Here is a 24,757-nt window from a genome sequence, read left to right as displayed (position 1 = left end):
AGATGTGTATAAGAGACAGGCCAAGGCGCTGGAAGATACGCTGTTCTACCGCTACGGCCCGCTGCTGTCGCGCAATGAAGTCGGCGCATCGCCGCAGCGATTTGCGCTGTCGCCCGAGGCATTTCATGCCAAGGTCGAGGCGCGGGCGCGCGACTTTCCGCACGCCATGTTGGCGACGGCCACGCATGACCACAAGCGCGGCGAGGACGCGCGCGCGCGGCTGGCGGTGGTTTCGGAAATGCCGCAGGCCTGGCGCAAGACAGCGTATCGCTGGACCCACGCCCTGCCCGACGCCGGGCTGCTTACCTTGGCGGACCGCTACCTGCTCGTGCAGACGCTGATCGGGGCGTGGCCCGCCGACTGGGATGCCGACATCATCGAACAGCGGCCAGAAAGCGTGGCCGCATGGATCGAGCGCGTGGCGCAATGGCAGTTCAAGGCGTTGCGCGAAGCCAAGCTGCATTCCAGTTGGACGGATCCTGACCCCGCTTACGAAGCCGCCGGGCTTGGCGCACTGGAATTTCTGCGGGACGCGGCGCCCGGGCGCCGCCTGCTGGCCGAAATCGCCGCATACGCCCTGGAACTGGCCCCTGCCGGCATGATCAACAGCCTGGCCCAGACGCTGTTGCGCAACACGCTGCCCGGCGTGCCGGACCTGTACCAAGGCACGGAGCTATGGGACTACAGCCTGGTCGACCCCGACAACCGGCGCGCGGTGGACTACCCGCCGCGGATCGCCATGCTGGCCCGCACGCGCGCCAGCGCCGCCGTGCGACCCAGCGCAACGGACTGGCGCAGCGGCGCGGTGAAGCAGGCCCTGATCCAGCGCCTGCTGGCGGCGCGGCAGCGCCACCCGGCATTGTTCGGCCAGGGCGAGTGCGTCCCGCTGGCTGTAACCGGGACGCATGCACAGCACGTCGTAGCCTGGCTGCGGCGTCATGAAGACGAGCACGCCCTGATCATCGCGCCGCGGCTGTGCGCGCTGCGTCTGTCTGGCTACGCTCGCGGCGAGCCGCGGGCGGCGCGGGACTTCTGGGCCGACACCGCGCTGTGCCTGCCCGATGCCATCAAGGGTCTGTCTTGGCGCGATGCAATGGGCGGCGAAAAAGCGAGATCCGGCTCCGGTGGCGCGCTGCCCTTGTCGGAACTGTTGCATGAACTGCCGGTTGCGCTGTGGCTGCCAGCGGCGGCTTGATGCCGAAATCCGAAGCCATGATGAAGCACAAACGGCCTTGTCCGCCCACAGCGGGACAAGGCCGTTCTTACCGCGATACCCGCCCGACTAGAGGGCCCGGAACACGCGGTCTACGAGTCAGCGCGGCATCTTGCTTTGCTGGCCCTGATTCTGGCCAGGTTGCTGCCGATCCTTATCGGCATGCTGGCCGGATTGGCCGGGCTGCTGCCCGGGCTGATTGCGGTCCCTGGGGTTTTCCTGGGCCTGTTGCTTCTGTTGCTGCTTTTGCTGGTCGGGCTGGTTCTGATTGGGCATTGCAAGTCTCCTGGAAGACGGAAAAAGCTCCGCCATCTTCCATACAGCAACCCGCGTGCCCAAGCGGCGCCGCAGTCAGCCCCCGCAGCCCGCGGACACGGGGACGCAAGGACTGCGGGTAAAGTCCGGCCTGCTTGGTAAAAAATACGCTGCGCGACCAGCCTTATTGCGTGGTGGCGTGGCGCTTGCCGCGCGTTGACTGCGGCTCCTGGGCGGACGCGTCGTAGGCATCGAGCCAGGACGACGCGTAGGCGGCAGGCGCGGCCAGCGGTTCGCCCTGGTCGCGTTGCGTGCGCAGGCGCACCGTCAATTCGTCCAGCGGCATGGGGCGGCCCAGCGCGAAGCCCTGGCCGTAGCGGCAGCCGGCCGCGCGCAGGGCAGGAATGTCCGCCACGTTTTCGACGCCCTCGGCCACCACCCGGCGGCCCAGCCGGTTCGCCAGTTCCGCGGCGGTGCGCAACACTTCGAAGGCGACTGCGCTGCGGCGCATGCGCGTCACGAAATATTGGTCGATCTTGACCTCGGACAGCGGCAACGCCGATAGCAGCTTCAACGAAGCATGGCCGGTGCCGAAATCGTCCAGGCTGACCTCGCAGCCGGCATTCTCGAGCTTGAGCAGCGTGGCGCGCAGCACGTCGAGTTCGCGGATGGGCTGGTCTTCCGTCAGTTCCACGCGCACCAGCGACGCGGGCAGCTCCGCCGCGTAGATACGGTCCAGCAGGAAATCGACCGCGGCCTCGTCCGACAAGGTGGAGGCAGGCGCATTGATGGCCACCGGAATGGCGATGCCGGCGCGCCGCATCGTCAACAGCATGTCTATGACACGCAGGCAGACGCGCTCGAACAGCACCTTGTCCAGGCCCAGGCGGTTGACGGCGGGGATGAAGTCGGAAGGCATGATGATGCCCAGGCGGCGATGCCGCCAGCGAGCCAGCGCTTCGGCCGACACGATCCGGCCTGTCAGCAAATCCACCTGCGGCTGCAACAGCATGCGCAGGCCATCCTTGCCGGTGATCATGGCGGCGATCTCGTCGTCGCTCGCCACCGAGTCTGTGGAAGCCTCGTGATTCGACATCATGTCGATACTCCTTGCGCGCCCCTGGGTCAAAACCTGCGCTGTCCGGGCGCAGAAAGAGGCACATTGGACTGAGTATTCCCAGCTACAGCGCTTTTTGTATGCGATTTCCAGACTTTCTTCCAGGCAATTTTGCGCCGCTGCGGCGGCAAAGTCACATATATGTATCCATACGTATTAAGCTGCTCGGATTCATGAATGAAACCGGCTTTCCGGCCCTGGCCGTCACCCCCGCCGAAATGCCTTGTCGACATGGTAGGGTTTGCGTCTTTCGCCCTGCCGGGCCCACCGCCGCTGCTGTATTCCTAGCGTGAAGAATCTTTATTCCCGTTGGCGCGCCTCCCTGCGCAACGTTCTGTGGCTGGACGCCCTCCAAGCCGCGGCCATCAGCGCCGCGCCTGTCATCCTGGCCGTGCTGGCGCACGAGCCGCGTTTGGGCTGGAGCGCCATCGCGGCTTTCTGGGCCTGCTTCGGCGATCCGGGCGGTCCCCTGCGCCAGCGCGCGGGGGCAATGCTCGCGCTGGGGCTGATAGGCGCGCTGTTCTGCTTTCTGGCCAGCGTCAGCGCGGCTCATCTGTGGCTGCTGCTGCCCCTGACCTTCGTGTGCTGCACATTCGGCGGCCTGTTGCGCGTGTTGGGGCCGGCCGCGGCAATCGTCGGCACCCTGCTGTCCGCAGGCTTCGTGGTGGCAGCGGAACTGCCCGCCCCGACCTGGACGGAAAGCCTGTCCTACACCTTGTTTTTCCTGGCCGGCGCGGCCTGGGCCATCCTGATGACGGCGCTGGTATGGCGTCGACGTCCCTGGAAGGACGCCACTCACGCGGTGGCGCACTGCTACCGCGGCTTGGCGGATTTCGCCGACGCGCTGGCCCGCATGTATTCCGGGTTGACGCCCGCGGCCAGCCCCCAGGCCTGGAGCGCCGTCACGCGGCCGCAGCGCAGCGCCCAGCGCGCCGCGCTCGAAGCCGCCCGCACGCGCATCCGCGAAGTGCAGGACGCGCGCCCATCGCGCCGCGCCCGCGCGCATCAACTGCTGTACCTGCTGGACAATGCCGAGGACAGCTTCATTGCGCTGGTGGCCGCAGCCGACCTGATGGAATCGAATGCGCCGCGCTGGCTCGGACGCGGCGCCGGCGCCCATCTGTCGCACGCGCTGCACCGCTACGCCAGCCTGTGCAATGCCATCGCCAGCACCTCCGACGTCAACGACGCCAAGCAGGCCCAGTGCCTGCGCGAACGCCTGGCCCATTACAGCGCCGGCCTGCATGAACTGCGCGGCAGCGCCCTGGCCCACGCGCCCGAACTGGCCACCATGGCGCCGGTGCTGGACCGCCTGCTGCACACGGCGCAGGCCGTCACCCAGTCCCTGTTCGACCAGGGACGGACCCCGGCGGCGCCCACGCGCGATCGCCGCGCAGCCAACCCTGCGCAAGACGCGTGGCGCGCGTTGCGGCAGAACCTGAGCTTCGAATCCGACGCGTTCCGCCACGCGCTGCGGGTGGGCGTGGGCGCCACCATCGCGGTGGCGCTGTCCAAGACCTTCGCCGTCAACCATGGCTACTGGATGTCGCTGACGCTGGTCTTCATCCTGCAACCTTACTTCGCGACCACCTGGCAGCGCACGCTGGAACGCGTGGCCGGCAGCGTGGCTGGCGCCATCGGCGCCTCGCTGCTGGGCCTGTTCCTGAGCACCCCCTTGTCCGTGGCCCTGGCGGTGCTGCCCATCGCGCTGGGCACGTTCGCCGCGCGCACGATTCATTACGCGCTGTTCACGTTCTTCCTGACTTCGCAATTCGTGCTGGTCACCCACATCCAGCAGCCTGAGATCCAGGAGCCGATGCTCGCAGCCCTGCGCGCGTTCAATAGCGTGCTGGGCGGCGTCCTGGCGCTGCTGGTCGGCTTCCTGGTCTGGCCCGAAAAGGAGCCGCGGCAATTGGCCGGGGCCCTCAGCCTGGCGCTGGAGCGCCACGCCGCCTATGCGCGCGCCCTGTTGCGGGCCAAGAGCGGCGACGCCGGCGACGGACAGGACCTGGTGGCGTTGCGCCGCATGGCCTGCCTTTCCGCCGACAATGCGCAGGCGTCCTTGCAACGGCTGCAGCAGAATCCGGTGCATCGCGACCGCAATGTCGGTACCGCCGAAAACCTGCTCAACGCCATGCGGCGCGTGACGGCGGCGGGCACGGTGCTGGAAATGCAGCCGGCCCTGCCAGCCGGAACGCCTGCCGCCCAGGCGCTCTCCGAGTACGGTCCGGCGCTGGCGCATGCGCTGCATCCGCAGCAACCCGCGCCAGGCGCCAACGACCGCCAGTTGGCCGTGCCGCCAGCGGTGGCCGCGGGCTATCCGGAACTGGCCGGTCCGCTGGACCGCATCGCGCAACAGGCGCGCCAATTGCGCCAATTGCGCGAACGCGTGGAACGGGCTCCCGCCGCGCCATAGCCTGCGGTTTGCGCGCACACCGGCGAACTGCCGCGGGCTTGACGCGCATCAAGGGCGAAAAGGCCGGAAAGCGTAACCATATGCACATGGCACGCTTAAACAAGGAGGCCTTCATGTACCGCCGCATTTCCGTCCACCTGGACCACGGATTCGACTGCAAACGCCGCATTGAAGCTGCCCTGGCCCTGGCCAAGCGCCACAAGGCCGAGCTGGTCGGCATCTACGCCAACGCCGCGCCGCCGCAGTATTACTACGGCGAGTCCGTGCTCATGTCGCGTTCGCTGGGCATCATCAAGGAATTGCAGGCGCAAAGCCGCGACGCGGTGGAAACCGCGTTTCTGGAAGCCGCGGCCGAAGCCGACGTGCCCGCCTTCATGCGCGCGGGCACATCCTCGCCCAGCGAGACCGTGGCGCTGCTGGGCCGCACCACCGACCTGATCGTGGTCAGCCAGGAAAACCGCGAGGACGTCGAAGCCGCCCACGAGATCGAGTTCGTCGAGCAGACCCTGCTGACGGCGGGCCGGCCGGTGCTGGCGATTCCGTCCAGCGGCGAGTTTCCGGTGATCGGCGACCGCGTGCTGTGCTGCTGGGACGGCAGCCGCGAGGCCGCCCGCGCGTTGGCCGATGCCGCGCCGATATTGCGCCTGGCTTCGCACATGACCGTGCTGAGCATGAACGAAGGCGCCGCCAGCCCCAAGCATGAAGCGCCGTTCGAGGACCTGGCCACCTACTGCGTGGCGCAGGGCATGCCGGCGCCGGAGCACGTGCGCCGCGACATCAAGGGCGTAGGCGTGGGCAGCACCATCCTGAATGCCGCCGCCGACCACAGCGCGGACTTGATCGTCATGGGCGCCTACGGCCACAGCAAGCTGCGCCAGTGGGCGCTGGGCGGGGCGACGGCATCCATCCTGAAGAGCATGACCGTGCCGGTCATGTTCTCGCACTAGCCTTGGCCTGCTAGCGCCGGCGCACGGGGGTCAGCACCGGCTTGCCGCCGAAGTGCGCCGTGGCGTTGTCCAGGAACAGCGCCACGGTGGCATGCACCGCTTCCGGCGAGCGCCCCGCGCTATGCGGGGTCAACACTACGTTGTCGAGCTCAATGAGGGTCTTGGGCACGTCGGGTTCGCCCTCCACCACGTCCAGGCCCGCGCCCGCAATGCGGCGTTCGGCCAGCGCCGCGATCAGCGCCTGCGTGTCGACCACGCTGCCGCGCGCTATGTTCACCAGATAGCCTTCCGGCCCCAGCGCTTCCAGTACCTGCGCGTCCACCAGGTGGCGCGTGTCCGCTCCGCCCGGCGTCGCCACCACCAGGAAATCCGATGCCGCGGCCAGCGCGCGCGGGCTGTCGAAGTAGGCATAGCCCGATTCCGGGCGGACGCTGCGGCTGTAATAGCCCACGCTCATGCCGAAGCCGTTGGCGCCGCGCCGCGCGATTTCCAGTCCGATGGTGCCCAGGCCCAGGATGCCCAGCCGCTTGCCGGTGACCTGCGGTCCCATGAAGCCGCCCCAATGGCCCTGGCGCACCGACGCATCGGCTTGCGGCAGGCGCCGCGCCGCGCCCAGCAGCAGCGCCATGGCGTGGTCCGCCACCGACACCGCGTTCGCACCCGGACCGTGGGTCACGACGATCCCGCGTTCCGCCGCGGCGGCCAGGTCGATGTTTTCGTACCCCACCCCCAGCGAGCAGGCAATTTCCAGCTTGGGCATTGCCGCCATTTCCTGCGCGTACAGGCCGGTGGCGCCGCGCGTGAGCACGATGCGGATCTCGGGCCCGTGGTCGCGGATCGCCTGCGCGCGCGCTTCGGCGGTGGGCGCAAAAATCGCGCGAAAGCCGCGCGCTTCGATTTCGGGCAGGTAGTCCTGCACGCTTTCTATCAAGACAAGCAAGGGGATGGTCATGTCGGGAATGCCGCGGATGGCGGAGGGCTGCACAAAAACCCGGCGATCTTACGCCTGGGCGCAAACCCGCGCCACCCGCCGGTCCGCCAGACGGCCGCCTGGCGGACCGGTGGCGCGCGAGCCGTCCGACACGGCCCGCGCGTCCATGACCGCATGGGACCTGCTAGAGCCGGCCGGTCAACAGCATCACGATCAGCACAATCAGCAATATGCCCAGTATGCCGCTGGGGTAATAGCCCCAGCCGCGGCTGTGGGGCCAGGCGGGCACGGCGCCGATCAGGAGCAGGATGAGAATAATCAGCAGGATGGTCGACATGGCGACTCCTCAGTTCTTGTTGGGATCAGGGAAAAACCACAAGCCCGCGTCAGGGGCTGGGCGGCGTGATTTCCTTGCCGGGCGGCGACAAGGGCGGCAGGTCCACGTCCGGTTCATCGGTATCCGGATCCACAGGCAGGTCGCCGGGCGGCGAACCTGGCGGTATCGGATCTGGCTTGGGCGGAACGTGCAGGTAGTACGAGTACGCGATGTGCATGGCTGTCTCCGGAGAAAGTCCATTCCTGCATCAGCAAGCCGCGTGCCTGGCTACGCACAAGGGGTGGCGGGCACGCCGCATGCTGAGGACAGCGCCCCTGCCCCTGTTAGCCGCAGACGACATGAACCCAAGTCCCCGAACGGCGCCCGCCCGCGGCGGCGCAGCGCTGGTCTACTACGACGACAGCCTGGCAGGCTATACCCGGATCCGCGTCAACGGCAGCGCCTTTCACTACCTGGACGCGCAAGGCAGGCGCATACGCAGCGCGCGCGAAATCAAACGGATCGACGCCCTGGCGATACCGCCGGCTTACGAAGATGTGTGGATCTGCCCTTCCCCGCTCGGGCATCTGCAAGCCACCGGGCGCGATGCCCGGGGACGCAAACAATACCGTTATCACCCGGACTGGACCGCGGTGCGCGACGCGAGCAAGTACCAGAGCCTTGCAGCCTTCGGCCAGACGCTGCCGCGCATACGGCGGCAGGTCGAGCGCGATCTGCGTACCGCCGGGTTGTCCCAGAACAAGGTGATAGCCGTACTGGTACGTTTGCTGGAGACGACGCTGGTGCGCATCGGCGCTCGCGAGTACGCCAGAACCAACAAGTCCTATGGCCTGACCACGCTCAAGCGGCGGCACGCCAGCGTGACGGGCGACAAGTTCCGTTTCCGCTTCCAGGGCAAGAGCGGCGTGACCCATGACGTCAGCGCTGCGGACCGGCGCGTGGCGCGCATCATCAAGCGCTGCCTGGACATACCCGGCCAGCAACTGTTCCAGTATCTCGACGAGGACGGCGGCAGCCATCCGGTCGATTCGGGCGCGGTCAACGCCTATCTGCGTGTAGCCGGCGCCGGCGATTTCACGGCGAAGCACTACCGGACCTGGGCAGGCTCCGTCATGGCCTATGCCGCGCTGCAGGCATGCCCCAGCGAGAGCGCCAGCCAGGCGCAGAAGACGGTGGTGGAAGTGATCAAGCAGGTCTCGCGGCGGCTGGCCAATACGCCAGCCGTGTGCCGCGCCTGCTATGTGCATCCGGCTATTCTGGCCGCCTATCTGGACGGCACGCTGCCCGCGCGCTCGGCAGCGCCACGGGGTCCCCGCGGACTGAATGCGGACGAACGGCGCCTGCTTGCCTTCCTGGGCGGAGAGGCCGCTGCGGCAGCGAACGCCAGGCAGGCGTCAAAGGATCGATGAGCGCGCGTTCTTGGCCCGAGGTTGCGGCGCGGAACCGTCCGCCCAGTTCGACTCGGTGCGCGTATCGGCCACGATGCGCTTGTCGCGCGCGGCCTCGTTCGGGGTAGAGGCGTCTGGTTTATCCGGTCTGCGCGGAACATCGACGGGAGAGCGCGGCGGCAGTATCTTAGCGTTGTCTTCCGCCCGCTTGCCGGCTTGCGCCGGTTTCGCGGATCCGGGTACGGATGCTGGCTTCATGCGTGGCTCCTGCAGTGACTCCCCGACGGGGATTCGAACTTCCATGCTACGGCTCCAGGCCGCCCGGGTCATCGCCGTGCGGCATCAAATTGCAAGCGGATGTGGCCCGGTCTCCGGGCACGCCGGTTGCCGCGCGTACCCGGCACACACAAGGAGATGCAATGCGAGACCAAAATTTCGAGCAATGTGTGCAAGCCTGCTATGAATGCGCCGTCGCCTGCGATATTTGCGCATCCGCGTGCCTGCGGGAAAATCCGTCCCACATGCAGCGATGCATTGCGCTCTGCACCGATTGCGCCGCGGTTTGCCGGCTGTGCGCGGCCATGCTGGCGCGCGACGGCGAGTTCGCCAATGCGCTTTGCACGCTGTGCGCGCTGATCTGCGATGCCTGCGCGCGCGAATGTTCATCGCACGACGCAGAGCATTGCCAGGTCTGCGCAGGCGCTTGCCTGAGCTGCACCCTGGCCTGCCGCGACGTGCTGGAGGCCTGAAGCCTTCGGATCCGCAGCGCGGCCGCCCGGGCCGGTCCGCGCAGGCGTATTTCCCGCCCGACAGCCAGGAGCTACCGATGGCCTCTACCAACACCCCCCTGCCCTCCGACTTTCCGGAAAACGGCCCGGACAACCGCGGCGCGCACAGGCGTGCACGGCACCCGGAGGCCTGGATCGACGACCTGGAAGCCACGCTCAGCGACGCCTCGGCGACCGATCTGGAGGCGCTCAAGGCGCGCCTGTCCGAACAGCTGCACGCCACGCGGCGCAGCCTGCGCGACGCTTCAGACCATGCCGGCGACCTGATGCGGGAGACCATAGACTGCACCGAGGAGTACATCCACGCCCGGCCATGGCAGGCCATCGGCCTGGTGGCTGGCGCGGCTTTCCTTTTCGGCGTGGTGGTGGGACGGCAGTAGCTCCGGCGCGCGCGGCGGGCCGGGCATGGCATTTGCTCGGCAATGGGCGAGGCGCCTGTCGCGCCTGCCCACCAGGAGACCCTCATGAGCAAGCCCGATCAAGCCGACACCGGCGCCCGCCCGCATCCCACACCGCCCATGCCGGCCCAGCACCTGGAAAAGCCGGGGCAGGAAGCCGACATGGTTCTCAAGCCACAGTACCAGGCGCCCCAGTACAAGGGCAGCGGCAAGCTCGAGGGCATGGTTGCGCTGGTGACAGGCGGCGATTCCGGCATAGGCCGCGCGGTCTGCCTGCTGTATGCGCGCGAAGGCGCCGACGTGGCGGTCGTCTATCTCAACGAGCAAGAGGATGCCGAAGACACCCGGCGCGCCGTGGAAAGCGAAGGCCGCCGTTGCCTGCTGATCGCAGGCGACGTACAGGAACCCGCGTTCTGCGAACAGGCGGTGGAACAGACGATCCGGGAATACGGCAAGCTCGATGTGCTGGTGAACAACGCTGCCTATCAGCAGCACACCGACACGCTGCCCGAGATCAGCGACGAGAAATGGGACAAGACGCTGCGCACCAACATCACCGCCTACTTCCAGATGGCGCGCGCGGCGCTGCCGCATCTGCACGCTGGCGCTTCCATTATCAATACCGGGTCGGTCACGGGCCTGCGCGGCAGCGCCAAACTGTTGGACTACTCCACCACCAAGGGCGCGATCCATGCTTTCACACGTTCGCTGGCCGCCAATCTCGCGGGCAAGGGCGTGCGTGTGAACGCAGTGGCGCCGGGACCCGTATGGACGCCGCTGAATCCTGCGGACCAAAGTCCGGAGAAGATCAAGGAATTCGGCAAGCACACGGACTTGGGGCGTCCGGCGCAGCCCGAGGAAATCTCTCCGGCCTACGTCTTCCTGGCCTCGCCCGTGTGCGCCAGCTACATCACCGGCATCGTGCTGCCCATTACCGGCAGCGCTGGCGACTGAGGCCCGCGCGTCCCGCTACTTGGCCGGCGCGATCGAGGCCGGCGCCTCACGCGACGCTGGCGACACGGCCGGCGCTTCGCCCTTCGTCGCCGGCTGGATCTTGTCCGGGTCGGCGGGCGGCGTGCTTTGCAGCTTGCGGCCCATTGCCAGATGTTCGGCCACCATGGGCAGCGCACGCACCGCGAAATCGCGCACCTGCGGATCCTTGGACTCGCGTGCCGCCGTCTCGAACAGGCGGTTGGCGGTGACGTGCGCGTCCACGGCTGCCTTTTCGATGTAGAGCGCGTCGAAGTCCGGGCCGGTCCTGTTGCCCAGCTGTTGCAGGGTGCCCCGGTCGGGTTCGGACGGTTCAGCTGGCAGCTTCACCTGCTTGCGCCCGGCCAGGGTCTTCAATTCGGCGTTCATGGCGCCATGCTGCTCCTGCATCCGTGCGGCGTATGCCTTCACGTCGCGGTCCCCTGCTCGCTTCTTCGCCAGCTCCGCCGCCTCTACCTCGAACATGCCGGAGCCGGCCGCCGCCTGCAGGAAGCGCGCTTCCGGCTCCGCCAGTTCCTGCGCCTGCACGCCGCCCAGCACACCGGGCGCGGCCAGCAGGCATAGCGCGACGACACCGCAGAGCCATAAGGTCTTTTTCATCTCCGTGTCTCCCTCGGCCTAGTTCGCCATCGTCGACGCGTCCACATGCCGCGGCGGCGTCAAGGGGTCGAAGTCTTCCCATTTGCCATTCAACCAGCGGCCTTGCGCGCGCTCGACGTCCGTGCCGCCGGCCTGCCTCAGCACGGTTCTTGCCAGCGCATCGCGGTCCGGCGACACGTGCAGCGCCAGCATCACGCCCGCCTGGCGTACGGCAGGATGCGCGTCACGGGCGACGGTGGCCGCCGGATGCCTGCGGCGTCCGCGCCCGATCACCCATAGCGCCCCGGCCAGCGCGCCCAGATAGGCGCCTACGCCCGCAGCGGCAATGACGATCAAGACCGAAGCCCCCACCCGGGCGGCGATCAGCCCGCCCAGCAGCGCAAACACCAGGCCCAGCGCGGAGGCGCCCGCCACCGCGCCGAAATGGCCGCCCCGGGCATCGGGATCGGCCACGCGGTCGCCGCCTATCGGAAAGCGCGCGTGTTCGCCCGCCGTGTTGATGTAGAAGGTATGGATATCGTCTTCGGTGAATCCTTCGGCGCACAGCTTGCGCGCCGCCTCGGCGGCGTGGTCGAAAGTGTCGAATCGGGCGGCAACGATCAGGGACATTGTGCTCTCCATCGGGAATCATTCCCTTGTGGTCAGCAACTGCCGTGCCCGTTCCAGGCATGGGAATTGCTGTAGCGCTGGCGAGCGGCCTGGACCGGCAGGTTCAGAGGCAGTCCGCCCGCAGTCCCGCCTACCCGCATTCTGCGCAAAGGACTTCCACATGGACATGCCCGGCAACCAAGAAGATCTTTCAGAATTGGAAGAGGATTCTGCTCCTCCCCCGGTCCCTCCCGAGGCCCGCGGCCTTTCCTTGCTTGACTGGTCCGCCTTGATCGCGGTGGTTGCGGGCGGCCTGAACTGCGGCCTGATCGCGGCGGTAGGCCTGGATGTCTTCGCGAAGGTGCTGCCGTCGGCCGCCGCGACGCGCAGCGTCTACGGCCTGATCGGACTGGCCGCGCTATACAGCGTGGTGCTGCTGTTCCGGCTGGGCGAGCAAGAGGCGGACGCAATTCCCGCCGAAAAGACGGAACAAGCGGCGGATTGAACCCGCCGCCAGCGGCTATTTTGAGCCGGGCCGTTTGCCCGGATACTGGCCGCCTTCCTCGTACTCCGCGCCCTTGTCGTTGGGCTTCTTGTCCGACTCGCGTTTGGGCGCCGCGGCCGGCTTGCCGAAGCCCGGCTTGTCGGTTCCGAACTGGCCGCTGCGATGCGCCGCCTCAGTTTGCGTGCGCGGCGCATTGGCCTTGCCTTGCTCGGTGTCCGCCTTTTCATGGTCTGCGCGCTTGGTTTGCATGTTCGTATCCCCGGGCTCGTTCAATGGATGCTTGCAGTGTGCGCATGGGCACCGCCTGCGGCAAGGTGCCGGAGCAAGCGGCGTGCCCGGCCGGCCCGGGAACGCCGCTTGCTTGCACATGCGGCCAGGCCCGGGCGATGCCGGGTCCCCATCCTAGGAGTCAGCCATGAATCTGTCCCGAGTCGTTCTCCCCGCCGTCGCCCTGAGCCTTTCCGCCCTGGCTTTTCAGGCGCAAGCCCAAACCGCGCAGACCAGCGGCGGCGCCGTGCGCAGCAACGCGCAGATCGATGACCAGTACAAGCTGGACAAGAAACGTTGCGACGGCATGAAAGGCAACCAGAAGGACGTCTGCCAGCAGCAGGCCGAAGCCACGCGCGACAAGGCCCGGGCCGACGCCAAGGCAGGCAAGGAAAAGGCCGAGGCCTCGCATGACGCGGCCAAGGTGCGCAACGATGCCGACTACAAGGTCGGCAAGGAAAAATGCGACGCCATGTCCGGCAATGCCAAGGACGCCTGCATGGCGGACCTGAAAACGCGGTACGGCAAATGAGGTCAGGACCGGTCCTGTTTCCGGCCAGGCGCCGCTGCGGCGCCTTCCGCGTCCGCAGCGGCGTATTCCTCAAGCCGGTTGTACAACGTCTTGGGGCTGATGCCGAGCACTGCCGCGGCCTGCTTTTTCACGCCGTTGCAACGCTCTAGCGTCGCCAGGATCAGGCGCCGGTCCGCTTCCGCCAAGGTTTCTCCCACGGGTACGCTGACCTGGCCGCCCGCGCCCTCGCCCGCCGGCGACACCCGGGGCGTCAGCATATCCACTTCCAGCGTATCGCCATCCGCCATGATGAAGGCGCGGCGCACGTAGTTCTTGAGCTCCCGCACATTGCCCGGCCATGCGTATTGCTGCAGCGCGGCCAGCGCGCGCGGCGAGAATTCCTTGTTCTTGCCGGATTCCTGGTTCAAGCCTTGCAGGAAGCGATTCGCAAGGAACAGGATGTCGTCGCCGCGTTCACGCAGCGCCGGCAGCTTGATGGGGAAGACGCTCAGCCGGTAATAGAGGTCCTCGCGCAGCTTGCCATCCTTCACCGCCTGCTCGGGATCGCGGTTGGTCGCGGCGACGATCCGGATATCGCAGGCGATCTCCCGATTGGTGCCCACGCGCATGAACTGCCCGGTCTCCAGGACCCGCAAGAGCTTGACTTGCAGGTCCAGCGGCATTTCGGTGACTTCGTCCAGGAACAGGGTTCCGCCGTCAGCGCGCTCGAAATAGCCCTTGTGCTGGCGGTCCGCGCCGGTGAAGCTGCCGCGCTCGTGCCCGAACATTTCGCTTTCGATCAGGTTGGGCGAGATCGCGCCGCAATTCACCGCGATCAGGGGACGCTGGCACCGCGCGCTGAGTTCATGGATGGCATGCGCGGCCAGTTCCTTGCCGGTGCCGCTTTCGCCGATCAGCAAGGTCGTCACATTGGTGGTGGCCACGCGGCCGATCTGACGGTAGAGTTCCTGCATGCAGGCCGACGCGCCGTACATCTTTCCGTAGCGCCCCGGTTCTTCGAACGGAGCCCCCCGCAGATCGCCGCTCGAATTCGCATTCACGCGCGCAAAGATTCCGTTCAGGCGTTCCATGCAGATCGGCTTGACCAGGTAATCGGTGGCCCCGAGGCGCAGGGCCTGCACGGCGTTGTCGACGGTGCCGTGGCCGGTCATCACCACCACCTCTGCGCTGGCGGCGGCGTCGCTCTTGAAAATTTCCATCCCGCTGCCTTCAGGCAAGCGGATGTCGGTCAGCACCAGATCGGGCGCGTGCCGCTCCAGCTGGATCAGCGCATCCTTGACGCTGGCGGCCAGGGCTACTGAAAAGCCGCTTTCGCGCCCGATTTCGGCCAGGGTTTCGCGTATCGCCGGGTCGTCATCAACGATCAACAGATGAGGCATGCTTGCTCCGTGTCGCGGATGTTGAGGGTCAGTGATTCAGCATAGCGATAACCGCCGGCCCGGTGGCAAATGTTCGACACTTTCCATCAACATTTTCGAATGCTTGCAAATCGTCGCATACCGTACTGCGTCGATTCTCTAGCATGGAAACAGACTCACGGCCCGCGCGGGCCCTCAGGAATCAGCATGCCCAATCGCAGCACTACTACTGCCCCGCGTGCAGCGGCGTCCGCGAAGTCCGACGCGCTGCTGGACCCATCAGCCCTGTCCCCCGTGATGCAGAAACTCGGCGCGCAACTCCAATTGGCCGCAGCCACCGACGCCAGCGTCTTCATTGTGGGAGAAAGCGGGACCGGCAAGGAAATCGTCGCGCGCGCCATCCATGACGCCAGCGAACGCCGCGAACAGCCTTTCGTGGCGGTCAATTGCGGCGCCATCAGCGGCAGCCTGGCGCATGCCGAATTGTTCGGGCATGAAAAAGGCAGCTTTACCGGCGCGGTCGCCCAGAACGCCGGCTACTTCGAATACGCCAGCGGCGGCACGCTGTTCCTGGATGAAGTCACCGAAATGCCGCCCGACCTTCAGGTGAATTTCCTGCGCGTGCTCGAGGCCGGCACGTATCAGCGCGTAGGCGGCTCGGACTTGTTGCGCGCCAATGTCCGCATCATCTGCGCCAGCAACCGCGATCCCTTCGCCTCGGTCGCTGAAGGCCGCCTGCGCCAGGACTTCCTGCACCGGCTCCTGGTGATTCCGTTACGCGTGCCGCCGCTGCGTGAGCGTGGCGAAGACGCCCTGGTGCTGGCGCACTGGTTCCTCGACACCTTGAATGCTGCAAACGGCACGCGGAAGTCGTTCTCCCCCCGCATGCTGGAAGCGATCTCCCTGCATGATTGGCCGGGCAATGTCCGTGAACTGCGCAACGCGGTGCAGCGGGCGTTCATTCTGGCAGACGGTGAACTCGAAACCGAGCTATTGCCCCGGTCGCGCGAGGCGCAGCGGCCGATGCTGCGTAACGGCGCGCTGACCCTGCCCATCGGCATGTCGTTGGGCGAGGCGCAGCGCGCATTCATTCTTGCGACGCTGGCGCACCATGCGGGCGACAAGCGCATCGCCGCGGAGACGCTGGGCCTGAGCCTGAAGACGCTCTACAACCGCCTCGAAGACTACGACCAGAACGGGCAGGACGACGCCGGGGCTTGAGCGCCAGGGCCGATCTTGCGGCCACCGCGCGCGAGAGGCGCGAGAGGCATTTCTTACCACTGGCTTGTAATACTGGGGCAGCGCCGCGCGCGCAATCAACCCGCCTCGCCCGCCGAGACGCCTGGCATGGTCTTTGCTTCAGTACAAGGATGGACTGCCGCCGGCAGCCAGTCCCCAGGAGGCTCGATTGGTCTACCCCACGCAAGAACTGCGCCTGCGCCAGCAGATGGCGCTGGCGCCTCGCCTGCAGCAATCCGTCAAGCTGCTGCAGATGACCGCGCTGGAATTCACCACGGCAGTGGAACAGGCCTTGGCCAGCAATCCATTCCTGGAGGATCCCGACGAGCTGGAGGACGACCTGCCGGCCGCCGCGGAGGGCTTTCCTCCTGCTGACCCGCCCCAGCCCGCGCCGCTGGAGCCTGCGCCCCAGGATGATCTGCCCCCGCCTGATGCTCCCGCCTATTCCGGCGACTACCCCACGCGCGCGCAGGGCGACGGCCCGGACCGGGACCAGGGATTGTGGGTCAGCGCACCCATATCGATGAGCCAGCGCTTGTCCCAGGAACTGGGCAACTATCAATTGCAGGCGCGCGACCGCCTGCTTGCCGAGTACATCATCGACGCGCTGGATGACGACGGCTATCTGCGCACGCCGCTGTCCAATCTGTGGGAAGACGCGCCGCGCGGCGCCGAGCCCGTCCCGGATGAATGCGAATGGATGACTGCGCTGCGCCTGGTCCAGCAATTGGATGCTCCGGGCCTGGCCGCGCGCGATCTGGCCGAGTGCCTGACGCTGCAGCTGGCGGCGGCAACCGGCATCAGCGACGAGTTGCGGACGCTCGCCCTGCGCATCGTGCACGAGCAACTCGAGCGGCTGGCCCGCAACGACTGCGTCGGCTTGCGCCAGCAGCTGGGCTGCTCCGAGGACGCCTTGCGCGAGGCCTGCGCGCTGATCCGCAGCCTGGACCCGAAGCCCGGCGGCCGCTATAGCGCCGAAGCGCCTGTCTACGTCGTACCCGACGTATTCGTCGACAAATGGCAATCGCGCTGGCGCGTGCTGCCCAACCGCAACGCCATGCCCCAGGCGCGGCTGCACCAGACCTATGCCGAATTGTTCCGGCGCGCTCGCCTGGACGACCGCAGCCCCATGGCCCAGGAGCTGCAGGAAGCCCGCTGGCTGGTGCGCAACGTCGAACAGCGCTACATCACGATCCAGCGCGTGGCCGAAGCCATCGTCAAGCGCCAGCAGACCTTCTTCGAATATGGCGACGTGGCCTTGCGGCCGCTGATGCTGCGCGAGGTCGCGGATGACCTGGACATGCACGAATCCACGGTGTCGCGCGCCACCGTCGGCAAGTACATGGTGACGCCGCGCGGGGTGTTCGAGTTCCGCCACTTCTTTTCGCGCGAACTGGCCACCGACACCGGCGGGTCCTGCTCCGCCACGGCGGTGCGGGCCCTGATCAAGGAGATGGTCGAGGCCGAGGATCCGGCCATGCCGCTCTCGGACGTGGCCTTGACCCAGCAACTGGCGGCCAGCGGCATACTGCTGGCGCGGCGCACGGTATCCAAGTACCGCGGGCAATTGCGCATGCCTCCCGCGGAACTGCGCCGCCGTCACTAGGCCGGCGCCGGCCAGGGCTTGCGCGGACTAGTGGCGGGACTCCTGCCCCGGCCTGCCGGGCGCGCTGTCCAGCATGCCCAGCACGCGCTCGGTCAGCTTGTCCAGCTGGAAGGGTTTGACGATCAGCTCCAGCCCCTGTTCAAGAAAGCCCTGGCCGCGCGCCGCGCTTTCGGCGTATCCCGTCATCAGCAGCACGCGCAGGCCGGGACGCGCCACGCGGGCGGCGTCGGCCAGTTGCCGGCCATTGAGCCCCGGCAGTCCCACATCGGTTACCAGCAGGTCGATGCCGCGCGCGGATTGCAGCAGGTCCAGGCCGGCCTCGCCGTCCACCGCCGTCAGCACCTCCAGGCCGAGTTCGGCCAGGCATTCGCGAACCATTTCCCGCACGTTCGCATCGTCTTCCACCACCAGCACGACTTCCTTGCGCGCTGCGCCGGGCGTAGCAGCCGCCGGGCGCCCGCCGTCCTGTACGCTTTCGGGCGCGCCGTCGTAGCGCGGCAGGAACAACCTGACCGTGGTGCCCACGTCCACCGTGCTCTCCAGGCTGGCCGCGCCGCCAGCCTGCCTGGCGAAGCCGTAAATCATGGACAAGCCCAGCCCGGTGCCCTGGCCCAAGGGCTTGGTGGTGAAGAACGGGTCGAAGGCGTGCGCCAGCACGTCTGGCGGCATGCCGCAACCCACGTCCGTCACCGATACTTCCACGTAGCGTCCCGCATGCTCTCCGGCGCAGAGCGACAGGAGCGGATCGTGCGGCTCCACATTACGCGCGGCAACCGTCAGCGCGCCGCCGTTCGGCATGGCGTCGCAGGCGTTGATCACCAGGTTCAGCATGGCATTCTCGAACTGGTTCTTGTCGCAGCAGACCGCCCACAATTCCTGCGGCAGGTCCAGCCGCAGGGCCACGCGTTCGCCGGTGTAGCGGTGGAACAGCGCCACCATGGACTGCAGCGCGGAGGCCACGCAGAACGGCTTGGGGTCAATGGGCTGGCGGCGCGAAAAAGTCAGTAGCCGCTGGGTCAGGTGCGCCGCCCGGTTCGCCGAATCCATGGCGACGTCCACGAAACGCAGCGCCTGTTCCGGCGCGCCGGCCGTGATCTTGCGTTGCACCAGGTAGAGCGCGCCCGAGATCCCCTGCAGCATATTGTTGAAATCGTGGGCGATGCCGCCGGTCAGGCGTCCCACCGCTTCCATCTTCTGCGACTGCCGCAGCGCGTTCTCGGTGTCGCGCAAGGCCTCGGCCTGCTGCTTCAGGTCGGTGTCGTCCCGCCCCGTCATGTACAGGCTGTCCTGGGTCCAGGACATGCTCCATGTAATCCAGCAATAGCCGCCGTCGCGCTTGAGCAGGCGGTTTTCCAGATGCCTTGCGCCGGGACGCGGACCCGCGTCGCCCGAAGACCAGCCCCAGGCCGCCAGCGTCGCCGCCAGATCGTCCGGATGGATCAGGTCGGCCAGCGCCAACGACATGAACTGCTCAGGGGTCCAGCCTAGAATGGGTCGCACCGCAGGGTTGACGCTGACGAAGCGCCCTTGGCGGTCGACCACCGCAAGCAGTTCCGGCGAAAGGCGCCAGATCCGGTCGCGCTCCGCGATCGCGTCTTCCACGCGCTGTTCCAGCATGCGCGAATACTGCGAACGCTCGACCGCGCCGCACATGCGCTCGGCCACTTCCTCGAGGAAGGCGATATCGCTGTTCTTGAGCCTGCTGCCCGATGCGGGACACGCCAACATCGCGCCGGTATGCCGGCCCCAGCGCCGCAGCGGCACGACGATGGCCCACGGTCGGATCTCGCCGCCGGCTTCTCCCAGCAGCGGCGCCAGGTATGTGGTGCGCCCCAGCCGCAAGGCCGCGTGATAGTCATCGCCCAAGGCATCGAGCGTGTGCGGCGGCTGGCCAAGCAGCGTGGACCCCGGGGGCCAGACCGAAGATATGGCGGGAGCCTGGTCTTCGCCCTGCGTATCCAGCACCGCCATCTGGCCAAGCGCCAGATGCAGGCACAGCCCTTCGCACGCGGCCTGCTCTATGTCCTCCTGGCGATGCAGCTCGCGCATGCGGTCGCCCAGCGCGCCGAGGTAATTCTTGCGGTGCTGCCCTTCCCACAGCTCGGCCTCGGCCCTCTTGCGCGCCGTCACGTCCAGGAACAACGCCATCATCCTGTCGGTTCCTTCCTTGCGCGCGCGGGCCTCGTACCAGGCCTCCGTGGGCGCGGGCACCATGAACTCGAACTGGGCCGGCTCGCCGGTCTCGATGACCTGGCCGAACGTATCCATGATCTGGCCGGGCACGCCGGGAATCATCTCGCGCAGTGTATGGCCCAGGGTATCGCCTTCCTTCATGCCTGTCTGGCGCTCGAAGGCGGGGTTCACCTCCAGGAAGCGGAAATCGACGATGCGGCCGGCGTCGTCGCGCAATGCCTCACTGAGAAAAAACGCTTCCTGCATGCCGGCAAACATGGCGCGCCAGCGTTCGCCGCTCTGGCGCAGCGCCAACTCCGTCAGATGGCGTTCTATTGCCAGGGCGGCGCTACGCGTGACCAGCGCGATCGCGTCGATATCGTGGGCGGAGGGCGAACGCACCACGCCGTAGTAATTGGAGAAGACGCCCAGCAGACGGCCGTCGGGCGCCTTGATCGGGGTGGACCAGCAGGCCCGCAGGCCGTGGGACAAGGCCAGGTCGCGCCAGCGCGCCCAACCGGGGTTCAAGGCGATATCTTCGACGTAGACCGGGCTGCCGGTGTATGCGGCCTCGCCCCAGGACGCGCTGTCCGGGCCGATAACGGCCTTGTGCACCGCGCTGTTGTAGGCGGCCGGCAGGCTGGGCGCGGCGCCATGCACCAGAAAGCCGCCGCTTTCATCCACCAGCGCGATGGAAGTGCGCAGTTCCACGCTGGACTGCGCCTCGATGGCATGCAGCACGTGCTCCAGCACCTCGGCCAGCGGCATGCCGGCGGCTATGCGCTGCAACATGATGCGCTCGTCTTCCAGGCGGGCAAGCGTGTCCGTCCAGGGTAGCGCCACTCGGTCCCGCTTGGTCAGCATGTCGGCCCCCTTGCCCCTAGACTGTATTGCGGCAACGGCCGCGCAGCCGAAACGCTAGGTAACGCGACGCTACGGTTAGCGCGCGGGAGACGGACGAATCAAGCGTCCGTCTTCAGCGGTGCACGCTCCAGCCGCAGCGCCTGCAAGGCTTCGGGCTTGTCGACCAGCACGCATTGTTTACCGGTGCGGGTGCAATGGTCCTTCACGCGCCAGTAGGCGCCGTGGCTGACGCAACCGGTCTGGCAGATCACCAGGTCCGCAGCCACCAGGCTGGCTTCCAGCGTGTCGCCATCGGCATCCGCGCCGCCGTCATGGCCGAGATAGCGCCCGCCGGCCAGTTCGACCACCTTGCGCGTCAGCGCCAGGGCCACCGCGTCCTCGCCCACGCACAGCACCGCCTTCTCGCGCAGCACCACCGCGGACGGCGCGGGCCGCCAGGCAGGCGGCTCCGCAAGCGTCTCAAGTTCGCGCGCGGCAGCGCCAGACCGCCCTTGCCAGGCCAAACGCTCGCGCATGAGCGTCTGCACGCGCTCCATCAGCTGGGCGACGCTGCGCGCCAGCGCCACGCGCTTGGGCAGGCCTGGAATGGAAGTCTCCAGCGTCTTGCGGTCTTCACGCGCCCAAGCCAGCGCCGTGTCGCGCACGATGACGGCTGCGCGCAGGCGCATGGCCTCGCTCTCCAGATACAGGATGCGCGCGGCCTGGGCTGCCAGGAGCCGGCTGCAATGCGCTTGCGCCTGCCCGTAGGCGGCGAGCAGCGCGGCATGTTCGCGTTGCAGGTTCTGGCTGTCGGGAGAGGTAGGATTCATCGCGGCCCTCGGAACTGGATGGGATGGCGCTCACCGAGCGTGCCGCAAATTATAAATGAGAATTACTAGCTTTTAGACCATCCTAGGATATGCCCCGCCCCACCGCGGCGGATGCCGGCACGCGGCCCGTGCGCTTGTACAGGCCGGCGCTGATCGCCAGCGCCAACGCGAGCAGCCCGCCGGCCATCGCGGCCACGCCGGGCCACTGGCCCGTGGTCCAGAAGTGTCCGCCCAGCGATCCGAGCACGCTCGATCCCACGTAGTACACCAGCAGATATAGCGACGCCGCCAGCGCCTTGTAGCCGCGCGCCATCTGTCCGACCCAGCCGCTGGCGACGGCGTGGGCCGCGAAAAAGCCGAAGGTGAACACCACGATCCCGGCGATCAGCAGAGGCAGCCAGTTGGACAGCGTCAGCAGCAACCCCGCCAGCGCCAAGCCGGTGGCGGCCGACAGCATCGCGCCGCGTCCATGGCGGTCGGCCAGGCGGCCGAACCAGGTCGAGGCGAAGATGCCGACCAGATAGACCACGAAGATGAAGCCAATGAAGGTCTGGCTCAGCGAAAACGGCGGCAGCAGCAGGCGAAAGCCCACGTAGTTGTACACCGTGACGAACGCGCCCATCAGCAGGCCGCCCAGCGCGAACAGCCCGCACAGGGGGCCATTTTTCAGGTGCGAGGCTGCGCCTGCGCGCACATCGCCCCACACGCCAGCCCAGCCCCGGCCCCGCTGGGGCGCGAACCTGCGCGACGCAGGCAGCAGCCAGACGAACAGCACCGCCGCCACGATACCCAGGAGGCCCAGCGTGCCCAGCGCGGCGCGCCAGCCGAAATGATCCGACACCAGGCCGGTGATGACGCGGCCGGACAAGCCGCCGAACGCGCTGCCGCCGATGTACAGGCCCATGGCGAAACCCAGGGTTCCTGGCTCGACCTCTTCGGCCAGGTAGGCCATGGCCAGCGCCGGCACGCCGCCCATGGCCAGCCCTTGCAGCGCGCGCAGCGCCAGCAGGCTGTGCCAGTCGGGCGCGGCGGCGGCGATGGTGCCGAGCACGGCGGACGCGAACAGCGACAGCGCCATGGCGCGTTTGCGCGGCACGGCTTGTGAAAACAAGCCCACGAAGAAGATGGCGACGGCCAGGAAAGCGGTGCACAGGGACAGCACCAGGCTGCTCTGCGCGGGCGATACGCCGAACGCATGGGTGAACAGCGGCATCAGCGGCTGCACGCAATACAGCAGGGAAAAAGTGGAGAAACCGGCCGCGAACAAGGCCCACTGGGCGCGCCGCAAACCGGGCGTGCCGCGGGCGAGATGATCGGTGGAAGTAGAGACAGGCTCCGCCGGCGAAGACGCGGCGCTTGGGGATGAGGGACTGGCTAATGGGGCAGACATCGGGATTCTCGAGAACAGCGGGCATGCAGCCCACGCCACCAAGGTAGACTTTTCCCCTGCATATGTCCAATATATGAAAGTCATCCCGACCATATTTAATAACGATGGAATTGCGCCACCTGCGGTATTTCACCGCCGTCGCCGAAGAGCTGCACTTCACGCGCGCCGCCGCCAGGCTGGGCATAGGCCAGCCGCCGTTGAGCCAGCAGATCCAGCAGCTGGAACGCGAAATCGGCACCCCGCTGTTCCTGCGCCTGCCGCGAGGCATCGCGCTGACCGAGGCCGGCGCCCAGTTCCTGGAAGACGCCCGCGCCATCCTCGCCAGCGCCGACCGCGCCATCGACACGGCCCGCCGGCTGGGCCGCGGGGAACGCGGAGCAATCACCGTGGGATTCACGGCGTCCGCGGTGTTCCACCCCTACCTGCCCCGCGCCATCCGGGCGTACCGGGACCGGTATCCCGACGTGCGCGTCACGCTCACCGAGAGCAATACGGTCACGCTGCTGCGCGGCCTGCGCGCCGGCGACGTCGACGTGGCCTTCGTGCGGCCTCCCTATGTGCTGGACCCGGAGTTCGAGTCCGAGCGCGTGCTGGACGAACCCATGCTGGTGGCCCTGCCGCCAGACCATGCGCTGAGCCGCAAGCGCAGCGTGCCCATCGCCGCGTTGGCGGACGAGGACTTCGTGCTGTATCCGCGCCCCATCGGCGCGGGCCTGTACGACGCCATCATGTCGGCGTGCCAGCGCGCCGGCTTCGTGCCGCGGGTCATCCAGGAAGCGCCGCAGATGGCCTCCATCGTGAGTCTGGTGGCTGCCGGCGTGGGCATTTCGGTCGTGCCTGCGGCGATGCGGCACATGGGCGCGCAAGGCATCGAGTACCGGCCCATCAAGGGCGACGCGCCGCACGCCCTGCTGGACATGGCCTACCGCCGCCACGACCGCTCGACCGCGGCGGGCAACGCCGTGGACATGCTGCGCGCGCTGGCCCACCCCTAGGCCGCGCTACGGTATCGCCCTGTCGCGTTTGTCATTTTCTGTAAGATCAGCGTCCGGGCCGCAATGTAAATTTGGCGCGCGCGGCGGTCCGTCCCTGTCCAAGGACACGGCGTCGCGCGATTCCAACCTGTACAAAGGTGAAATAGTGCGACGTACCCTTCTGGCCTTGGCCATCGCGACGATCCCCGGCCTGGCCGCAGCCGCCGGACTGCCTTCCTCCATCGGTTCCGTGACCGTCTACCAGGACCGCGCCGTCGTGACGCGCGCCGCCAGCAGCGAGCTGGCCGCCGGCGAACACGAGCTGGTGCTGGAGAAGCTGCCGGCCAGCCTGCAGGAAAATTCGCTGCAAGTCTCGGCCAAGAGCACTGGCCAGGCGACATTGCTGGACGTGAAGGTGCGCGACGCCTATCAGGCAGACACCGCCAACGAGCGCGTCAAGCTGCTGGAGGAACAGGTACGCAAGCTGCAAGGCCAGCAGGCGCTGCTGGACGATGAGGCCGCCGTGCTGGACAACCAGCGCGAGCTGGTGCTGATGATGCAGCGCGGCGCCACCGAACCGTCGAAGAACGGCGCGCGCCTGACGCTGGACGAACTGAAGGCGATCCAATCGCTGAGCGCGGACTCCCTGGCCAAGTCGCTGGCCGGACTGCGCCGGGTGGCCGAACAGAAAGAGGTGCTGGAGCGCGAGCTGACCGCCTTGCAGAACCAGCTGGATCAGCTGCAAAGCTCGCTCAACCGCCGCACCAAGACCGTCACCCTGCGCGTCAACCTGGCCCGCGCGGGCAAGCTGGACCTGAACGTTTCCTACGCCGTGGCCGGCGCCCGCTGGACGCCCGCATACGATGCGCGCCTGCGCCCGGCCGATCGCAGCGTGGACCTGGGTTATTTCGGCGTCATCCGCCAGGACACCGGTGAAGACTGGAATAACGTCAAGCTCACGCTGTCCACCGCAAGGCCCTCGCTGGGCGGCGGCGCGCCTGCGCTGCAGCCGTGGATCGTCGATGTGGCCGCCCCGCCGCCCAGCGAGGGCCTTGCGGTGGACAGCGTGAGCT

At 67.5% G+C, this 24,757-nt stretch carries 25 protein-coding genes and 1 pseudogene; 13 read left to right on the top strand and 13 right to left on the bottom strand.

Translation table 11 applies throughout. From position 1 onward, the window contains the following. Nucleotides 1-1,195, top strand: a pseudogene (locus DXK93_RS05760) (malto-oligosyltrehalose synthase); the annotation flags it as partial. A 117-nt stretch (nucleotides 1,196-1,312) separates the two neighbouring features. Here the strand turns inward: DXK93_RS05760 and DXK93_RS32100 are convergent. Together DXK93_RS32100 and DXK93_RS05755 are read right to left on the bottom strand one after the other, a co-directional pair. Then, nucleotides 1,313-1,489 (bottom strand): hypothetical protein, encoded by a 177-nt coding sequence (locus DXK93_RS32100; protein WP_181953330.1) that lies wholly within the window; start codon nucleotides 1,487-1,489, stop codon nucleotides 1,313-1,315. Nucleotides 1,490-1,652: 163 nt separating this feature from the next. Further along, nucleotides 1,653-2,567 (bottom strand): EAL domain-containing protein, encoded by a 915-nt coding sequence (locus DXK93_RS05755; RefSeq protein ID WP_054454265.1) that lies wholly within the window; start codon nucleotides 2,565-2,567, stop codon nucleotides 1,653-1,655. A 307-nt stretch (nucleotides 2,568-2,874) separates the two neighbouring features. On the opposite strand from DXK93_RS05755, the gene DXK93_RS05750 reads away from it, so the two are divergent. Together DXK93_RS05750 and DXK93_RS05745 are read left to right on the top strand one after the other, a co-directional pair. Continuing rightward, on the top strand, nucleotides 2,875-5,001 hold the full coding sequence (locus DXK93_RS05750; RefSeq protein WP_119449617.1) for an FUSC family protein: 2,127 nt from the start codon (nucleotides 2,875-2,877) through the stop codon (nucleotides 4,999-5,001). A gap of 113 nt (nucleotides 5,002-5,114) precedes the next feature. Next, the gene (locus tag DXK93_RS05745; RefSeq protein ID WP_054454849.1) at nucleotides 5,115-5,948 is read left to right on the top strand and encodes a universal stress protein; all 834 of its coding nucleotides are present in this window, start codon (nucleotides 5,115-5,117) and stop codon (nucleotides 5,946-5,948) included. A 10-nt stretch (nucleotides 5,949-5,958) separates the two neighbouring features. On the opposite strand, the gene DXK93_RS05740 is transcribed toward DXK93_RS05745, so the two are convergent. The 3 genes from DXK93_RS05740 to DXK93_RS32095 form a co-directional block, all read right to left on the bottom strand. Further along, entirely contained in the window at nucleotides 5,959-6,900 is a 942-nt protein-coding gene (locus DXK93_RS05740) for a 2-hydroxyacid dehydrogenase (protein WP_054454847.1), read from the bottom strand. A 163-nt stretch (nucleotides 6,901-7,063) separates the two neighbouring features. Further along, nucleotides 7,064-7,216 (bottom strand): DUF3309 family protein, encoded by a 153-nt coding sequence (locus DXK93_RS05735; protein WP_082400986.1) that lies wholly within the window; start codon nucleotides 7,214-7,216, stop codon nucleotides 7,064-7,066. Between the two features lie 49 nt (nucleotides 7,217-7,265). Then, nucleotides 7,266-7,433, bottom strand: a complete 168-nt coding sequence (locus DXK93_RS32095; RefSeq protein WP_013393888.1) for a hypothetical protein — start codon at nucleotides 7,431-7,433, stop codon at nucleotides 7,266-7,268. 121 nt (nucleotides 7,434-7,554) lie between these two features. Between DXK93_RS32095 and DXK93_RS05730 the strand changes: the two genes are divergently transcribed. Beyond that, nucleotides 7,555-8,625 (top strand): DNA topoisomerase IB, encoded by a 1,071-nt coding sequence (locus DXK93_RS05730; RefSeq protein ID WP_119449616.1) that lies wholly within the window; start codon nucleotides 7,555-7,557, stop codon nucleotides 8,623-8,625. On the opposite strand, the gene DXK93_RS05725 is transcribed toward DXK93_RS05730, so the two are convergent. Continuing rightward, nucleotides 8,611-8,862 carry a hypothetical protein gene (locus DXK93_RS05725; RefSeq protein ID WP_082401045.1) on the bottom strand — a complete coding sequence of 84 codons (252 nt, stop codon included), beginning with the start codon at nucleotides 8,860-8,862 and terminating at the stop codon, nucleotides 8,611-8,613. The two genes, DXK93_RS05730 and DXK93_RS05725, sit on opposite strands and share 15 nt — an antisense overlap. A 263-nt stretch (nucleotides 8,863-9,125) precedes the next feature. Between DXK93_RS05725 and DXK93_RS05720 the strand changes: the two genes are divergently transcribed. The 3 genes from DXK93_RS05720 (at nucleotide 9,126) to DXK93_RS05710 (ending at nucleotide 10,744) form a co-directional block, all read left to right on the top strand. Next, nucleotides 9,126-9,353 (top strand): four-helix bundle copper-binding protein, encoded by a 228-nt coding sequence (locus DXK93_RS05720; protein WP_370126348.1) that lies wholly within the window; start codon nucleotides 9,126-9,128, stop codon nucleotides 9,351-9,353. A gap of 77 nt (nucleotides 9,354-9,430) precedes the next feature. Further along, a complete protein-coding gene (locus tag DXK93_RS05715; RefSeq protein ID WP_054454257.1) occupies nucleotides 9,431-9,772 on the top strand; it encodes a YqjD family protein in 342 nt (113 codons plus the stop codon). Nucleotides 9,773-9,856: 84 nt separating this feature from the next. Next, a complete protein-coding gene (locus tag DXK93_RS05710) occupies nucleotides 9,857-10,744 on the top strand; it encodes an SDR family oxidoreductase (RefSeq protein WP_054454255.1) in 888 nt (295 codons plus the stop codon). A 15-nt stretch (nucleotides 10,745-10,759) separates the two neighbouring features. On the opposite strand, the gene DXK93_RS05705 is transcribed toward DXK93_RS05710, so the two are convergent. Then, the gene (locus tag DXK93_RS05705; RefSeq protein ID WP_119449614.1) at nucleotides 10,760-11,380 is read right to left on the bottom strand and encodes a DUF4142 domain-containing protein; all 621 of its coding nucleotides are present in this window, start codon (nucleotides 11,378-11,380) and stop codon (nucleotides 10,760-10,762) included. An 18-nt stretch (nucleotides 11,381-11,398) separates the two neighbouring features. Next, entirely contained in the window at nucleotides 11,399-11,989 is a 591-nt protein-coding gene (locus DXK93_RS05700) for a hypothetical protein (RefSeq protein ID WP_119449613.1), read from the bottom strand. Nucleotides 11,990-12,239: 250 nt separating this feature from the next. Between DXK93_RS05700 and DXK93_RS05695 the strand changes: the two genes are divergently transcribed. Beyond that, nucleotides 12,240-12,473 carry a DUF378 domain-containing protein gene (locus tag DXK93_RS05695; protein WP_225588734.1) on the top strand — a complete coding sequence of 78 codons (234 nt, stop codon included), beginning with the start codon at nucleotides 12,240-12,242 and terminating at the stop codon, nucleotides 12,471-12,473. A gap of 15 nt (nucleotides 12,474-12,488) precedes the next feature. Here the strand turns inward: DXK93_RS05695 and DXK93_RS05690 are convergent, their stop codons facing one another. Continuing rightward, a complete protein-coding gene (locus DXK93_RS05690; RefSeq protein WP_054454248.1) occupies nucleotides 12,489-12,722 on the bottom strand; it encodes a hypothetical protein in 234 nt (77 codons plus the stop codon). A 166-nt stretch (nucleotides 12,723-12,888) separates the two neighbouring features. On the opposite strand from DXK93_RS05690, the gene DXK93_RS05685 reads away from it, so the two are divergent. Beyond that, complete coding sequence (locus DXK93_RS05685; RefSeq protein ID WP_054454246.1) at nucleotides 12,889-13,272, top strand: hypothetical protein; 384 nt, start codon at nucleotides 12,889-12,891, stop codon at nucleotides 13,270-13,272. A 2-nt stretch (nucleotides 13,273-13,274) separates the two neighbouring features. Here the strand turns inward: DXK93_RS05685 and DXK93_RS05680 are convergent, their stop codons facing one another. After that, nucleotides 13,275-14,651 (bottom strand): sigma-54 dependent transcriptional regulator, encoded by a 1,377-nt coding sequence (locus DXK93_RS05680; protein WP_119449612.1) that lies wholly within the window; start codon nucleotides 14,649-14,651, stop codon nucleotides 13,275-13,277. A 276-nt stretch (nucleotides 14,652-14,927) separates the two neighbouring features. Here DXK93_RS05680 and DXK93_RS05675 point away from each other — a divergent pair, with 276 nt between their 5' ends. Both DXK93_RS05675 and DXK93_RS05670 read left to right on the top strand, forming a co-directional pair. After that, the gene (locus tag DXK93_RS05675) at nucleotides 14,928-15,851 is read left to right on the top strand and encodes a sigma-54-dependent Fis family transcriptional regulator (RefSeq protein ID WP_054454242.1); all 924 of its coding nucleotides are present in this window, start codon (nucleotides 14,928-14,930) and stop codon (nucleotides 15,849-15,851) included. A 187-nt stretch (nucleotides 15,852-16,038) separates the two neighbouring features. Continuing rightward, on the top strand, nucleotides 16,039-17,475 hold the full coding sequence (locus tag DXK93_RS05670; protein ID WP_054454241.1) for an RNA polymerase factor sigma-54: 1,437 nt from the start codon (nucleotides 16,039-16,041) through the stop codon (nucleotides 17,473-17,475). A 27-nt stretch (nucleotides 17,476-17,502) separates the two neighbouring features. Here DXK93_RS05670 and DXK93_RS05665 read toward each other — a convergent pair whose 3' ends face one another. The 3 genes from DXK93_RS05665 to DXK93_RS05655 form a co-directional block, all read right to left on the bottom strand. Continuing rightward, complete coding sequence (locus tag DXK93_RS05665; RefSeq protein ID WP_119449611.1) at nucleotides 17,503-20,511, bottom strand: GAF domain-containing protein; 3,009 nt, start codon at nucleotides 20,509-20,511, stop codon at nucleotides 17,503-17,505. Between the two features lie 98 nt (nucleotides 20,512-20,609). After that, nucleotides 20,610-21,320 (bottom strand): DUF2325 domain-containing protein, encoded by a 711-nt coding sequence (locus DXK93_RS05660; protein WP_119449610.1) that lies wholly within the window; start codon nucleotides 21,318-21,320, stop codon nucleotides 20,610-20,612. A gap of 82 nt (nucleotides 21,321-21,402) precedes the next feature. Beyond that, complete coding sequence (locus tag DXK93_RS05655) at nucleotides 21,403-22,710, bottom strand: MFS transporter (protein ID WP_119449609.1); 1,308 nt, start codon at nucleotides 22,708-22,710, stop codon at nucleotides 21,403-21,405. Between the two features lie 104 nt (nucleotides 22,711-22,814). On the opposite strand from DXK93_RS05655, the gene DXK93_RS05650 reads away from it, so the two are divergent. Beyond that, on the top strand, nucleotides 22,815-23,705 hold the full coding sequence (locus DXK93_RS05650) for a LysR family transcriptional regulator (protein ID WP_054454233.1): 891 nt from the start codon (nucleotides 22,815-22,817) through the stop codon (nucleotides 23,703-23,705). A 145-nt stretch (nucleotides 23,706-23,850) separates the two neighbouring features. Next, on the top strand, nucleotides 23,851-24,757 hold a 907-nt coding region (locus DXK93_RS05645; RefSeq protein ID WP_233564512.1), incomplete at its 3' end, for a mucoidy inhibitor MuiA family protein.

This window comes from Achromobacter sp. K91 (genome assembly GCF_003576205.1).
GTDB lineage: Bacteria > Pseudomonadota > Gammaproteobacteria > Burkholderiales > Burkholderiaceae_B > Achromobacter > Achromobacter aegrifaciens.
This window is presented reverse-complemented; position numbering and strand designations above follow the sequence as displayed.